Genomic DNA, 13,937 nt, shown 5'->3' on the forward strand with positions numbered 1-13,937 from the left:
GTCAGGACGGGCTCAGGGCCGGATGGATGGTCAATGGTGCATGGAAGGCCGGCGCTGCCGCATCGGTATCGGGCGCTGCCGTGGCCAGGCGCACACCATGGCGTTCGCGCAGCGCGCTGGCGCAATTGTGCAACTCCTGCCGTTCGCGCCCTGCATCCCAGCCCAATGCCTGCCCGGCTATGCCGGCCATTTCGACCAGCGCCGCGTCCGTGATGAGGCCACGGATGGCCAGCAGCGTGCGGCGGATCACCAGGTCGTCGAGGTGGATCACGCCGGTTTCGGTGCACAGCCAGGCCACCTCCGCCACCGAGTAATCGGGCGCATGCTGCAGCGGCTCGTCACCCGCCACCTTGAAATGCTGCGCCATGCGCAGGGCCTGGGAGCCGTAGCGGCGCAGCAGCGCCTGGGCGCGCGTGCGGGCCAGGCCGGCGTCCTGGGCGATGCGGTCGATGAAGCGCTCGGTCGCCTGCGCACCCTGCGGCATGTCGGTGCCGCCGCCGATGGGCAATTGCCGGGTCGAGGCGGTGCGCGCTCGCCTCAACAGGCGCAGCACCTCGTCGGTGGCCTCTTCGGCCAGGGCGCGGAAGGTGGTCCATTTGCCGCCCACCAGCCCCACCACCGGGATATCGCGCGATGGCGAGGGCGCATCGACCACCACCGAATGGTCGCGCGAGATCTGCCCCGGCTTGTCGGCGTCCGAGCGAGCCAGCGGCCGCACCCCCACGTAGGTGTAGACCACGTCACGCCGGTCGAAGGCCAGGTTGGGGAACACCTCGCCCAGCACATCCAGCAGGTAGTCCACCTCGGCCGGCTCGGTGGCGATCTGGTCGGGGTCGTCCACAGGGATGTCGGTGGAGCCCACCAGCACCCGGTCCAGGAACGGGTAGACAATGCACACGCGCCCGTCCAGCGCCTCGAAGTAAGCCATGCGCCCGCCCAGCGCATCGCGCAGCAGGGGGTGGTCGAGCACCAGGTGCGAGCCCTTGGTGCCCATCACGCGCGGCCCCGCGCCGCCCAGAAGCTCGGTGCTGCGGTCCAGCCAGGCACCGCTGGCATTGACCACGGCATCGGCCGTCACCTGCACCACTTCGCCCGTGACTTCGTCGCGCAGCGTGAGGGTCTTGCCCGCACAGCCCATCACGCGGCAGTGGTTGCTGGCCGCCGAGCGGGGCTGGTCGCGGCAGGCATCGCGCACCAGCTCCAGCACCAGCCACTCGGGGTGGCTGATCCAGGCGTCGAAGAAGGTCGCCGTCCAGCGCACGGCCGCACGGAACAGCAGCCGGTCGGCCGGCTGCACGCGGCTGATGTGGTGGTTGGGCATCACGCGCTGGCGCCGTCCCAGCAGGTCGTACAGGCGCAGCCCCGCCGCCACGGCCAGCAGGCCGCGCGTGCGCTGGGGCGGCGTGCGGCCCAGGAACTTGAGCGCGCTGCTCATCAGCCCGCCGAAGAAGCTCGACAGCGGCACCACGGTCTTGAGCGGCTGCACCAGGTGCGCTGCGTTGCGCAACAGCAGGTTGCGCTCGCGCGTGGCCTCGGCCACAAGCGAGAAGCTGCCGCTCTCCAGGTAGCGCAGGCCCCCGTGGATCATGCGCGAGGGCGCGCTGCTGGCACCGGCGCTGAAGTCGCCCTTGTCCACGATGAGGCAGTCCACGCCCTGCAGCGCAAGGTCGCGGAAGACGCCCACGCCGTTGATGCCGGCACCCACGATCACGGTGGAGAAATGGCGGCCTGCCACCGCGGCCGGGCGCACGAAAGGCAATGGGGAAAGCGGGCTCATGGCAAGGCCTCCACGCTCTGCGCGGGTGTGGTGGCAGGGGTGCAGGCAAGCGCTGGCAGTGGCGGGGCAGTGTCTGGCGATGTGCCCGCCAGATGGCCGAAGACAGGGGACATGGTGGCTATCAGTTCGTTGAAGGCGGCGTTGAAGTCCGCATGGGCCCGCGCCTGGCTGGCGTCGGGTTCGACCGTGTCGCAGGGCGCGCGCAAGGGGTGGGTATCGATGCCCTGCGACATCGCGGCGTAGATCGCCGCACCGCGCGCACCGGTCTCGTCATCGGCGCAGCGCTCCACCGGATGCCCGAGCAGGCCCGCGAGCAGGCGCACCAGGCGCGAGTCGCTGGCACCGCCGCCCAGCACGGTGGAGGCCGACACCGGCAGCCCGCCAGCCGCCAGGCGGGCCGTATGGCGCGCATGCAATGCAGCCACCGCATCGACCACGGCACGCGCCATGTCGCCGCGTGTGTGGTGGCTTTGGAGGCCGACAAAGCCAGCCGACACGCCAGCGCCGCCATTCACGAACGGCAAAAAGCGCAGGCCCCCGGCACCGAACGGCACCGACATCGCCAGGTCAACCACCGCCCGCGCATCGGGCAGGCCCAGCACGCCGGCCAGCCAGGCGATGTTGGCCATCGACGAAGGGCTGTTCTCCATGTACAGGCGCCGCTCGCGCGGGCCGAAATTGACGACCGCCACCACGTCGGGACGGGGCTCCACCGCCGGGCCGATGACGGCATTCACGCACCAGGTGCCCAGCACCGACACCGCGCGGCCACGCTCTTCGGCGCGGATGGCCGTCATCGACGCCAGCAGGTCGATGGCGCCCATGGCCACCGGGATGCCTGCGGGCAGGCCGTGCGCCTCGGCAGCCGAGGGCTGCAGCCTGCCGATCACCTCGCCACTGGGCACCAGCGGCCCAAAGGCCTGCGGCGACAGGCCGGCGATGCCCGAGGCCGCAAAGGCCAGCGGCGACCAGATGCCCGTAGCCACCGAGAGCAGGCCCGCCGTGCTGGCATCGCTGGGGTCGGTGGCGATCTCCCCCGTGAGCAGAAAGCCCACGTAGTCCTTGGCGAACATCAGGCGCTGCAAGGCACCGCTGTGCACCGCACCGCTGCCCAGCAGTTCGGCCGCGATCACGGTGGGCTGGCCCGGCCAGGGCTGGCAGCCGACGTCGGCGCGCAATTGCGGGCCATGGCTCTTTGCCAGGGACTCTGCCCGCGCGCCAGCGCGCTGGTCGGTCGAGGCCACGGCGCGGCCTCCGGCCAGTTCATTGCGGGCATCCAGCGCATACAGGCCCGCACCGTGCCCGGTGCAGCCGATGGCACGGACATCGGCCACCCGGTTGCCAAGCTGGTGCGCCACGTCGCGCAGCACGGTGGACAGGGCCAAGCGGATCATGGATGCGCCCACCTCGCAGCCGCCACCGGGCAAGCGGTCGTGCTGCAGGGGCAGGCGGGACAGGGCCACGGTGCGGCCGCTCGCGGCCTCCAGGGCCAGGGCTTTGAGGCTGCTCGACCCGAGGTCGATGCCGATCAGTAGTTGGGTCTTCATGTCATAACAGCTTCCGCCGAACCAGACGGCATATCCAGTAGTGTTTCCCCTAACTATCTGGCGATTCGATCCAAGATTACATTCTACCTGTCATAACAACTGTCGTGACAAAAAGCACCCCATCGCAGCCCTGGAGAAAGCAGCACCCCATGCTGCACCGTTCAACAAGAGGAGACAAAAAATGAGGCGTAATTTCCTGAAGTCCGCAGCAGCCGCCGGTATCGGCCTGGCCGGCACCAGCGCATTCGCGCAGCAACCCGCAGCAGCCCCCGCCGCCGCAGGCGGCCTGCGCGGCAACCAGAACGACGTCTACGTGATGAACGTGATGGTGTCGGGCGTGGAATACTGGTTTCCGGTCTACGAGATGATGAAGCAGTTGGGCCGCACCCTGGGCGTGCGCACCCGCTACACCGGCACGCCGGAGTACGACGTGAACAAGCAGCTGGCCTCGTTCGAGCAGGAGCTGGCACGCAAGCCCGCCGGCATCCTGCTGCACCCCATGAACCCCGACCCGTTCATCGAGCCCATCAACCGCGCAGCGGCCATGGGGATCCCGGTGGTCACCTTCGCGGCCGATTCGCCCAACTCCAAGCGCACCTCGTTCATCACCTCGGACAACGAGCGTGAAGGCGCGCAGGCGGCCGACGCCATTGCCGCATCGCTGAACGGCAAGGGCGAATTCGCCGTGCTGGAGAACCCCGGCCAGGACAACCACGACCGCCGCATCGCCGCCTTCATCAACCGCATGAAGACCAAGCACCCCGGCATGAAGCTGGTGGGCCGTGCCGCCAGCAACCAGGACCCGAACAAGGCCTACCAGGCGGTGCAGAGCCTGGCGCAGGCAAACCCCAACCTGGGCGCCCTGTTCATGCCCGAGGCCAACTCGGCCCTGGGCGCGGCGCAGGCCAAGGTCGAGACCAAGAAGAACATCAAGGTGATGTGCTGCGACGTGAACGCCAAGATCCTGGACATGATCAAGTCCGGCGATGTGTTCGGCGCCATCAACCCCAACCAGGGCATGCAAGGCTACATGGGCATGATGATGCTGTTCCTGGCCAAGAACCCCGGCCTCATCGACCCGATGAACGACGCCAAGCGCAACGGCACCAACCCCATGGCCGTGCCCTTCCTGGACAACGGCCTGGCCGTGGTCAGCAAGGCCAACGCCGACGACTTCTACTGGGACAAGTACCTCGCGCGCCGCGGTACCAAGGGCATCAGCGAGTGAGCAGCAGCGCCATGGGCCCCACCTTGCTCGCGCTGCGCGGCATCAGCAAGCGCTTCGGCGCTTCGCATGCGCTCTCGGGCGTGGACTTCTCGCTGCAGGCGGGCGAGATCCACGCCCTGTGCGGCGAGAACGGCGCGGGCAAGTCCACGCTGATGAACATCATCGATGGCATCCACCAGCCGGACGCGGGCGAGATAGTGCTCGACGGCCGCCCGGTGGCCATCGATGGTCCGGCCCAGGCCATGCGCCTGGGCATCGGCCTGGTGCACCAGGAGATCGCGCTGTGCGCCGACGCCACCGTGGCCGAGAACATCTTCATGCCGGAGATCAACGCGGGCCGGCAGACCTTTATGGACTACGCCGACATCAACGCGCGCGCCGCCAAGGTGCTCCAGCGGCTGGGGCAGGAAATCGACCCCGCGGCCTGCGTGGGCGAGCTTTCCATCTCCAGCCAGCAGCTGATAGAGATCGCCAAGGCACTCACGCTCGACTGCAAGGTGCTGATCCTGGACGAGCCGACCGCCGCGCTCACCGACATCGAGTCGACAGCCCTCTTCCGGGTGCTGCACGACCTCAAGGACCAGGGCATCGGCATCATCTACATCAGCCACCGCATGGCCGAGATCTTTGCGCACTGCACGCGCGTGACCGTGCTGCGCGACGGGCGCAACGTGCACTCGGGCCCGCTGGCCGATCTGAACGCCGACTCCCTGGTGCGCTGCATGGTCGGCCGCGACCTGGGCAACTACTACCCGCCCAAACAGCAGGACGCAGACCGCGGCGAGCATGTGCTCGAAGTGAGCGACCTGGCCGATGGCGAGCGCGTGCATGGTGTCTCGTTCACCGTGCAGCGCGGCGAGATCCTGGGCATTGCCGGGCTCATGGGCGCGGGGCGCAGCGAACTGGCGCAGACCCTGTGCGGCCTGCGCCCCGCCACCGGCGGTAGCGTGCGCCTCAACGGCAAGCCGCTCTCGATCCGCAAGTACAGCGATGCGCTGCGCGAAGGCATCGCCTACCTCAGCGAAGACCGCAAGGCCGCAGGCGTGTACCTGGACCTGCCCATTGCGCAGAACATCGCCTCCATGGCGCTGGCACGCGTGAGTTCGCGCTTCGGCCTGCTGCAGCGTGCAGCCGAGCACCGGCTGGCGCAGGAGCTGGGCGCTCGCCTGAAGCTCAAGTCCGACGGCGTGCAGATCGAGGTGGCCAGCCTGTCGGGCGGCAACCAGCAGAAGGTGGCCATTGCCAAGCTGCTGGCCACCAACCCGGCAGTGCTGCTGATGGATGAGCCTACGCGCGGCGTGGACGTGGGCGCCAAGTCGGAGATCCACCACATCCTGCGCGACCTGGCCTGCCAGGGCGTGGGCGTGGTGGTGATCTCCTCGGAGCTGCCCGAGATCATCGGGCTGTGCGACCGGGCCCTCGTCATTCGCGATGGGCGTGTCGCGGGCGAGGTGCAAGGCAAGGACATGACGGAAGAGGCCCTGCTGCGGCTGGCCTCGGGACTGGAACGACGACAAGAGGAGACGGCATGAATCACCCCGCACAACTGAACGCCGGCAGCGTGGCCGGCCTGCAGCCCCCGCGCCCGGCGCCGGGAGGGCCGGGCAAACCCGGCGGCACCAAGCTCACCAGCATGCGCGAGATGGGCCTGCTGGCCATCATCCTGGTGCTCTGCGTGGGCATGAGCTTCGCATCGCCCTACTTCCTGACCTGGGACAACATCCGCGCCATGCTGCTGTCGTTCTCCATCGAGGGCATCGTGGTGGTGGGCATGACCATCTTGCTCATCGTGGGCGGCATCGACCTGTCGGTGGGCTCGGTGGTGTGCTTTGCCATGGTGGTCACGGGCAAGCTGTTCCTGCTGGGCTTCGATCCCTGGACGGCCGGGCTCATCGCGATTGCTGCCAGCGCGCTGATCGGGGCCATGATCGGCGGCTGCGTGGTGCGCATCGGGCTGAACCACTTCATCGCCTCGCTGGCCTTCATGGTCATCGTGCGCGGGCTGTGCCTGGCGCTCACGCAGGGCACGCCGCAGTCGCTGTTCTCGCTGCCGGCCTCGTTCAAGTTCATCGGCCAGGGCACCCTGTTCGGCATCCCGGCGGTGATCCTGATCTTCCTGACCATCGTGGTGGTCAGCGACTTCGTGCTGCGCCGCGCGAGCCTGCTGCGCCGTGTGTTCTACACCGGCAGCAACGAGAAGGCGGCGCTGTACTCGGGCATCCGCGTGGGCCACGTGAAGTTCTGGGTAACCGTGCTGTGCGCCGCCTCCGCCGGCCTGGCCGGGGTGATCTACACCGCGCGCTTCGGTGCGGCCACGCCGACCTTCGGCGTGGGCATGGAGCTCAACGTGATTGCCGCCGCCGTGATCGGCGGCGCCAGCCTCAAGGGCGGCTCGGGCACGGTGCTCGGCGCCGTACTCGGCCTGGCCCTGCTCTCGGTGGTGACCAGCTCGCTGATCCTGCTGGACGTATCGCCTTACTGGCAAGACGTGATCAAGGGCCTGATCCTGCTCGCGGCCGTGACCATCGACCACCTCATGAACACCCGAAAGACCAAGCGATGAATGCCGTGATGAATGCAGCCATGAAGACCACCACCCTCGGCCCCTCGGGCATCGAGTGCTCGGCCATTGGCCTCGGTACCTGGGCCATGGGCGGCTGGATGTGGGGCGGCCAGGATAGCGCCGCCGCCACCGACGCCATTGCCGCCTCGCTCGACGCCGGGGTGACGCTGATCGACACCGCGCCGGCCTATGGCCTGGGCGCCTCCGAGAGCATCGTCGGCGCCGCCCTCAAGGGCCGCCGCCACGAGGCGGTGGTCGCCACCAAATGCGGGCTGGTGTGGCACACGCAAAAGGGCACGCACTTCTTCGACGAAGACGGCCACCCGGTGTACCGCTACCTGGGCCGCGAATCGATCTTCCATGAAGCGGAGGAAAGCCTCAAGCGCCTGCAGACCGACTACATCGACCTGTACATCACCCACTGGCAGGACAGCACCACGCCGGTCGAGGAGACCATGGATGCCCTGCTCACGCTCAAGCAGCAGGGCAAGATCCGCGCCATCGGTGTGAGCAACGCGAGCCCCGAGACGCTGGCCGAGTACCTGCAGTACGGCCCCGTGGACGCGGCGCAGGAGCGCTACAGCCTGATCGACCGCGAGATCGAGCAGACGCTGGTACCCCTGTGCACCCGCCACAACGTGGCCATGCTCGGCTACTCCTCGTTGGCGCTGGGCCTGCTGGCCGGCCCCATCGACCCGGCGCGCGAGTTCACGGGCGACGACCAGCGTGCCAGCAACCCGCGCTTCGGCACCGCCAACCGCGCCAGGCTCAAGGCCTTCTTCGACGAGCTCGAACCGGTGCGCCGGCAGCTCGGCTGCTCCTTCGGCCAACTGATGATTGCCTGGACGCTGGCCAGCGGCAATGTGTCGGTGGCGCTGTGCGGCGCGCGCGTGCGCGTGCAAGCCATCGAGAACGCCACGGCCGGGGCCTTGGACCTGCCCGAAGAGGCCGTACAGCGCATCGACGAGGCCGCAGCCCGCCACCTGCAGGCCCTGGCCTGACCCTCCTCCCCCACTTCACCCCCCCAACCAAGGACCTCTTCGTATGTCGAAGGACAAGACCGCACGCCTGAACCGCCTGCTCACCAACGGGCGCTGCCTGGACATCGCACTCGACCACGGTGTGTGCAACGAACCCTCGTTCCTCAACGGGCTGGAGGACATGCCCGGCGTGATGGACAGGCTCGTGGCCGCCGCGCCCGATGCCATCCAGCTCAACTACGGCCAGGCCGACCTGCTGCAGGACCGTGCGGGCCGCAGCAAGCCGGCGCTGGTGATGCGCATCGACATGGGCAACCCCTACAACGCCACCGCCCACCGCGTGATGTGGGCCCTGCTGCAGAACGAGCACGACCCGGTGCTGCCGGCCGTGCAGCGCGATGCGGCCTGTGTGGTGGTCAACCTGTTCATGCTGCCCAATGAACCCGACCTGTTCCGCCAGTGCGTGCAGAACATCGCACGCGTGCGCGCCGACTGCGACCGCTACGGCATGCCGCTGATGATCGAGCCGCTGGTGATGCGCCCGCACAGCGAACAGGGCGGCTACATGGTCGATGGAGACGCCGAGAAGATCGTCACCCTGGTGCGCCTGGCGCGCGAGATGGGGGCCGACATCGTGAAGGCCGACCCGACCACCGACCCCACCGACTTCCATCGTGTGGTGCAGGCCGCGCGCTGCCCGGTGTTGGTGCGCGGCGGAGGCCGCGAGGACCTGCAGCAGGTGTTCGCGCGCTCGCGCGTTCTGCTCGACCAGGGGGCCGTGGGCATGGTCTACGGGCGCAACGTGTACCAGCACGCCAACCCTTCGGCGGTGGTCGATGCGCTGATGGCCATGATCCACCGCGGCGCCAGCGCTGCGGCGGCCTGGGACATCTACGCGACCGCGCAAGCGCAGGCCTGATCCCGCCGACGCTGCAGAGGACAAGAAGAGAGAGGGGAGAAGGAGAAAACGAGCCCTGCGGCCGGTGGCAGCTGTGCCACCGGCCGGCGCGCCTGCGCGCGCCTGTGGCAGCGCCGTCGGATGGATCGAAGAAGAGAGTTTTCCGAGAACTTCAAACAACCTGGAGGCGACGATGAAAATCCGGTATTACCTGATGGCGCTCCTGCTGCCGTTCGTCACACTGCTGACGCATGCAGCGATCACGGGGGTCAACCCGATGACCACCCTTACCACCATGGCGGCCGCAGTCACGCAGGCCGCCGAGGTCCCGCTCCCGCTGCAGGGGCCGGGCCTGGGCAACCTCACCTACACCTCGGCCGAGCTGTTCAAGCCGGTCTCCATGATCACACGCGCCTCGGGCGACGTGCCGGCCACCTACCCTGGCCGCAAGGACTACGGGCTGAACGTGGGCATCATGCTCAACGGCTATTTCCTGACCTCGTTCGCGCCCGACAGCGGCCTGGGCCCCGGCGGCTTTCTGCTGTACGACGTGTCCAACCCGCGCGCCATCGTGCTCGCCAAGAAGATCTACGAGCCCGAGGGGCGCACCAAGGAGTTCCGCGAGGCCCACGCCTTCGGTACCGCGAAGATCGGCGGCAAGCAGTATGTGGTGGTGCCCAGCATCAAGGGCATCGAGTTCTGGGACTTCACCGACATCAACAACATCCAGCAGGTCAAGAAACTGGCGCTGCCCACCGTCAATGGCGGCGACTATGCCAACGTGGCCTGGCAGCTGTGGTGGCAGGCCCCTTATGTCTACGTGGCTTCGGCCAACGACGGTGTCTACATCGTGGATGCGAGCGACCCGGCCAATGCCGTGATCGCCAACCGCGGTGTGGGCAAGCCCAACCCCGTGCCCACCGGCGAGCTCGGGGGCTTTCGCGTCGGGCCCATCTTCACCATGGGCAACCACATGGTGCTCTCCTCGATGGACAACACCGATGGCTTTGCCAGCCTCGATATCTCCGACCCGCTCAACCCCAAGGTGCTGGACACCGTGGGCTCCAACCCCAACTACTATGCCACCTGCTTCGACGGCAGGAACCTGCACGCCTCGGCGCGCGGCGGTGGTGCCCGCATGTACAGCTACGACCTCGCGGACCGCACCCAGTTCGTTGCGGAAGATAACCGGCTGGTCATCGATGAGCAACTGTACTGCGGCACGCAGGACCACTACGTGTTCCAGGGCGCGCAGTTCAAGGTGCACAAGGTGGACGTGAGCAATCCGCTCAACCACGTCGAGGTGGGCCAGGGCAGCCTGTTCGCCATCAGCGACCCCGAGTACACACACTCCGACCATGGCCAGGTGGCGCCCATGGGCAACCTGCTGTTCATCGGCAACGACCACGGCTCGGGCAGCGGCTTCATCGTGCACCAGACCGCGCCCGACACCACGCCACCGGCCGTCAAGCAGACCTCGCCCACCAACGGCGCCAGGCAGCAGGCGCTGACATCGCGCATCGGCGTGGGCCTCACCGACAGCATCCGGCCCGAGAGCGTGAGCGCCAGCACCTTCATCGTGCGCCCGGTCAACGGCAACGCGCTGGCCGGCACCTACAGCGTGCAGCTGGGCATCATCAACTTCCACCCCACACAGCCATTGGCGGCCGGCACCAGCTATGAGATCGTGCTCACCGCCGGCGGCGTGAAGGACTATGCGGGCAACGGCATCGCGGCGGAGTACAAGGCCGTGTTCCACACCGGCAATGCCACCGATATCAGCCTCATGAACCACTGGCCGCTGTCGAGCACCCTCACCGACGAGATCGGCGCCAACAACGGCACGGCCTCGGCGGCCGACCAGTTCAGCAGCATCGGCCTGAACTTCGCGCAGCGCACGGGCGGCGTGCCGCTCAAGAACGACAGCGTGGCCACCGCGCTGGGCGGCACGGCCTCGCTGGCCTTCTACATGAAGACCACGCAGGCCGGCTCGGCCAACGCCTGGACGGCGCCCGGCCTCTTCGGGCGCGACCAGTCGGGCGGTGCGGACGACGTGTTCTGGGGCTGGATCGACAACACCGGGCGGCTCAACCTCTCGGTGGGCAATGTGGCGGCCAACAACCCCGGCACCCGCTCCACCGCCGCCGTGAACGACGGCAACTGGCACCACGTGGTGATGACACGCGACGCAGCCTCGGGGGCGCAGACGCTGTACATCGACGGCACCAAGACCAGCTCCACCGGGCTCACGGGGACCAAGGGCCTGTCGAACAAGTTCGCGCTGCTGGGGCAGATCCAGGGCAACACCGACTTCTTTCGCGGCAGCCTGGCCGACGTGCGCGTCTACGGGCGCGTGCTCAGCGATTCAGACGTCACGCAACTGAGGTCGCAGGCCATCATCGGCGATGCCGGCGTGAGCGGCGGGCCGCAGCTGGTGAACGGGCAGTTGAGCTTCGACCCGACCCGCCTGGGCGGTGGCAGCGGCGTCACCTACCGCTGGAACTTCGGCAACGGCACGCAGACCGCCTTCTCGGCCCAGGCCAACACCACCTACAGCTACAACCGCCCCGGCCACTACACGGTGACCCTGACGGTGCGCAACGCGGCGGGCCAGGAGACCTTCTACACCTACAACGTGACCGTGATCTTCCCGACAACGGCCACGGCGCCCACGCATTCGAGCAACATCGTCGGCGATGCCAACAGCATCTATGCCGTGAACCCGGACAGCGGCACGGTCGCGGCCATCGATGCGCTGGCCCTGACCAAGCGCTGGGAGACGCGCGTGGGCGACGAACCCAAGACCCTGGCGCGTGCCCCCGATGGCCGCATCTGGGTCACCGTGCAGGGCGAGGACAAGCTGGTGGCGCTGAACCCGGCCGATGGCAGCATCTCGGCCACGGTGGCCCTGCCCTACGGCAGCGGGCCCTACGGCGTGGCCTTCACGCCCAACGGCAGCAAGGGCCTCTTGACGCTGGAGAGCAAGTCCACGCTGATCGCCTTCGACCCGGCCAATGGCAGCACCACGGGCACCCTGGCGCTGGAGGGCGACCTGCGCGGCATCGCGGTGGCAGCCGACTCGCAGACGGTCTACGTCACGCGCTTCAAGTCGAAGATGACGGGCGGGCAACTGCACAAGGTGGGCCTCAGTTCCATGGGCCTGTTGTCCACCATCGCCCTGCCGGTGGACACGAGCACGGTGGACACCGAGAACAGCGCACGCGGCGTGGCCAACTACCTGAGCCAGGTGGTGATCTCGCCCGACGGCAGCCGCGCGGTGCTGCCGGGCAAGAAGGACAACATCGTGCGCGGGCGCTTCCGTGACGGTGGCGACCTGCTGCACGACCAAACGGTGCGCTCCATCCTCTCGCAGGTCGACCTGGCGCAGGCCACGCACCTGCTGCCCGAGCAGATCGACTTCGACGACCGGGCGCCGGCGCGCGCCGCCCTCTTCTCCCCTGCGGGCGACTACCTGTTCGTGGCGCAGATGGAGGGCAACAACGTCGCCATCGTCGATGCCTACACCCGTGCCGTGCGCGGCGAGATCAACGCCAGCAGCGCGCCCCACGGCCTGTACCTGGACGCAGCGCGCAAGCGGCTGTACGTCAACAACTTCCTCGCGCGCTCGGTCACCGTGCACGATGTGGCCGATGTGCTGGCCTCGCGCAGCGCGGCGGCAGTCTTCCTGCAGAACGTGGCCACGGTGGCGCAGGAGCCCATGGCCGCTGCGGCTCTGCGCGGCAAGCTGGTGTTCTACAACGCGGCCGATCGGCGCATGAGCAAGGACAACTACATGTCCTGCGCCAGTTGCCACGCCGATGGCGGCGACGACGGCATGGTCTGGGACTTCACCCAGCGCGGCGAGGGCCTGCGCCGCACCATCAGCCTGCAGGGCCGGCGCGGCACGGGCCACGGCAAGCTGCACTGGAGCGCCAACTTCGACGAGGTACAGGACTTCGAAAACGACATGCGCAGCGCTTTCGGCGGCACGGGCTTCCTGAGCGACGCGGACTTTGCCGCCACGGCCGACCCGCTGGGCACGCCCAAGGCCGGCCGCAATGCGCAGCTCGACGACCTGGCGGCCTACCTCGCCTCGCTGAACAAGTACATGCGCAGCCCGGCGCGCGCCGCCGACGGCAGCCTTACCGTGGAGGCCGCGCGCGGGCAGACCCTGTTCGCCAACGCCAACTGCGCCAGTTGCCATGCGGGCGGCACCTTCCAGGACGGCCTGCGGCACGACGTGGGCAGCATCCAGGCATCCTCTGGCAAGGGCGCCAACCAGCCGCAAGCCGGCGTGGGCTTCGACACGCCCACGCTGATCGGCAGCTGGGCCGCCAAGGCCTACCTGCACAACGGCCAGAAGGCCAGCGTGCTGGACGTGATCGCGGGTGGCCACGGCAATGCCGCAGGCCTGCCGGCAGCTGACCGGCTGGCGCTGGCCGACTACGTGCGCTCGCTGGACACGGGCTCGGACATCACGGCACGGCTGCGCTCCAACCAGAGCACGATGTGCATCAACATCCGGGGGGCCTCGGCGGCCAGCGGGGCCGTGGCCATCCAGTGGCCCTGCGGCAACGCGGACAACGAGACCTTCACCTTGCGCAACATCACCGGAGGCTATGTGCAACTGGTCGCCAAACACAGCAACCTGTGCCTGGCGCAGGACAGCGCTGCAGCCAGCGGCGCCGGTGTGGTGCAACTGGCCTGCAACACCGGCAACACGGCGCAGTGGAGCCTTGTGGGCTCGACCATCCGCAACCGGGCATCGGGCGCCTGCATCGACGTACCCAACAACTCGACGGTGCAGGACACGCCCCTGCTCACCTGGACCTGCAACGGCGGCAACAACCAGAACTGGAGCCAGTTGCCCTGAGAGGCTGAGAACCTGAGCCCCTAAGCGGTTCTTCTTCGGCCCGCGGCTGCAATGCAGCTGCGGGCTTTTTT

General features: G+C 68.2%; 8 protein-coding genes. 6 read left to right on the forward strand and 2 right to left on the reverse strand.

The window, feature by feature from the left end; all coding sequences use genetic code 11:
• Window position 1 precedes the first annotated feature (1 nt).
• Both ACSQ3Y_RS23085 and ACSQ3Y_RS23090 read right to left on the reverse strand, forming a co-directional pair.
• Entirely contained in the window at window positions 2-1,777 is a 1,776-nt protein-coding gene (locus ACSQ3Y_RS23085; RefSeq protein ID WP_436179007.1) for a glycerol-3-phosphate dehydrogenase/oxidase, read from the reverse strand.
• The gene (locus tag ACSQ3Y_RS23090; RefSeq protein WP_436179008.1) at window positions 1,774-3,324 is read right to left on the reverse strand and encodes an FGGY family carbohydrate kinase; all 1,551 of its coding nucleotides are present in this window, start codon (window positions 3,322-3,324) and stop codon (window positions 1,774-1,776) included. The genes ACSQ3Y_RS23085 and ACSQ3Y_RS23090 overlap by 4 nt, the downstream gene beginning before the upstream one ends.
• 181 nt (window positions 3,325-3,505) lie before the next feature.
• On the opposite strand from ACSQ3Y_RS23090, the gene ACSQ3Y_RS23095 reads away from it, so the two are divergent.
• From ACSQ3Y_RS23095 to ACSQ3Y_RS23120, 6 genes are all read left to right on the forward strand, one after another.
• On the forward strand, window positions 3,506-4,552 hold the full coding sequence (locus ACSQ3Y_RS23095) for a substrate-binding domain-containing protein (RefSeq protein ID WP_057206162.1): 1,047 nt from the start codon (window positions 3,506-3,508) through the stop codon (window positions 4,550-4,552).
• A gap of 11 nt (window positions 4,553-4,563) precedes the next feature.
• Window positions 4,564-6,084, forward strand: coding sequence for a sugar ABC transporter ATP-binding protein (locus ACSQ3Y_RS23100; protein ID WP_436179009.1), 1,521 nt, complete (start codon window positions 4,564-4,566; stop codon window positions 6,082-6,084).
• A complete protein-coding gene (locus ACSQ3Y_RS23105; protein ID WP_436179010.1) occupies window positions 6,081-7,115 on the forward strand; it encodes an ABC transporter permease in 1,035 nt (344 codons plus the stop codon). The genes ACSQ3Y_RS23100 and ACSQ3Y_RS23105 overlap by 4 nt, the downstream gene beginning before the upstream one ends.
• A 20-nt stretch (window positions 7,116-7,135) precedes the next feature.
• Window positions 7,136-8,116, forward strand: coding sequence for an aldo/keto reductase (locus tag ACSQ3Y_RS23110; RefSeq protein ID WP_436179011.1), 981 nt, complete (start codon window positions 7,136-7,138; stop codon window positions 8,114-8,116).
• A gap of 43 nt (window positions 8,117-8,159) precedes the next feature.
• Window positions 8,160-9,014: a class I fructose-bisphosphate aldolase gene (locus ACSQ3Y_RS23115; protein WP_436179012.1), complete on the forward strand. Its 855-nt coding sequence runs from the start codon at window positions 8,160-8,162 to the stop codon at window positions 9,012-9,014.
• A 172-nt stretch (window positions 9,015-9,186) separates the two neighbouring features.
• Window positions 9,187-13,866: an Ig-like domain-containing protein gene (locus tag ACSQ3Y_RS23120; RefSeq protein WP_436179013.1), complete on the forward strand. Its 4,680-nt coding sequence runs from the start codon at window positions 9,187-9,189 to the stop codon at window positions 13,864-13,866.
• The last annotated feature ends 71 nt before the right edge of the window (window positions 13,867-13,937 follow it).

Source organism: Acidovorax sp. LjRoot66, from assembly GCF_964253305.1.
Taxonomy (GTDB): domain Bacteria; phylum Pseudomonadota; class Gammaproteobacteria; order Burkholderiales; family Burkholderiaceae_C; genus Acidovorax.

Excerpts from the sequence above, each read along its gene's own strand:
- ACSQ3Y_RS23105 (WP_436179010.1), top strand. The coding sequence starts at position 6,081 with ATGAATCACCCCGCACAACTGAACGCCGGCAGCGTGGCCGGCCTGCAG.
- ACSQ3Y_RS23085 (WP_436179007.1), bottom strand. The coding sequence starts at position 1,777 with ATGAGCCCGCTTTCCCCATTGCCTTTCGTGCGCCCGGCCGCGGTGGCA.
- ACSQ3Y_RS23120 (WP_436179013.1), top strand. The coding sequence starts at position 9,187 with ATGAAAATCCGGTATTACCTGATGGCGCTCCTGCTGCCGTTCGTCACA.
- ACSQ3Y_RS23110 (WP_436179011.1), top strand. The coding sequence starts at position 7,136 with ATGAAGACCACCACCCTCGGCCCCTCGGGCATCGAGTGCTCGGCCATT.
- ACSQ3Y_RS23115 (WP_436179012.1), top strand. The coding sequence starts at position 8,160 with ATGTCGAAGGACAAGACCGCACGCCTGAACCGCCTGCTCACCAACGGG.
- ACSQ3Y_RS23100 (WP_436179009.1), top strand. The coding sequence starts at position 4,564 with ATGGGCCCCACCTTGCTCGCGCTGCGCGGCATCAGCAAGCGCTTCGGC.
- ACSQ3Y_RS23095 (WP_057206162.1), top strand. The coding sequence starts at position 3,506 with ATGAGGCGTAATTTCCTGAAGTCCGCAGCAGCCGCCGGTATCGGCCTG.
- ACSQ3Y_RS23090 (WP_436179008.1), bottom strand. The coding sequence starts at position 3,324 with ATGAAGACCCAACTACTGATCGGCATCGACCTCGGGTCGAGCAGCCTC.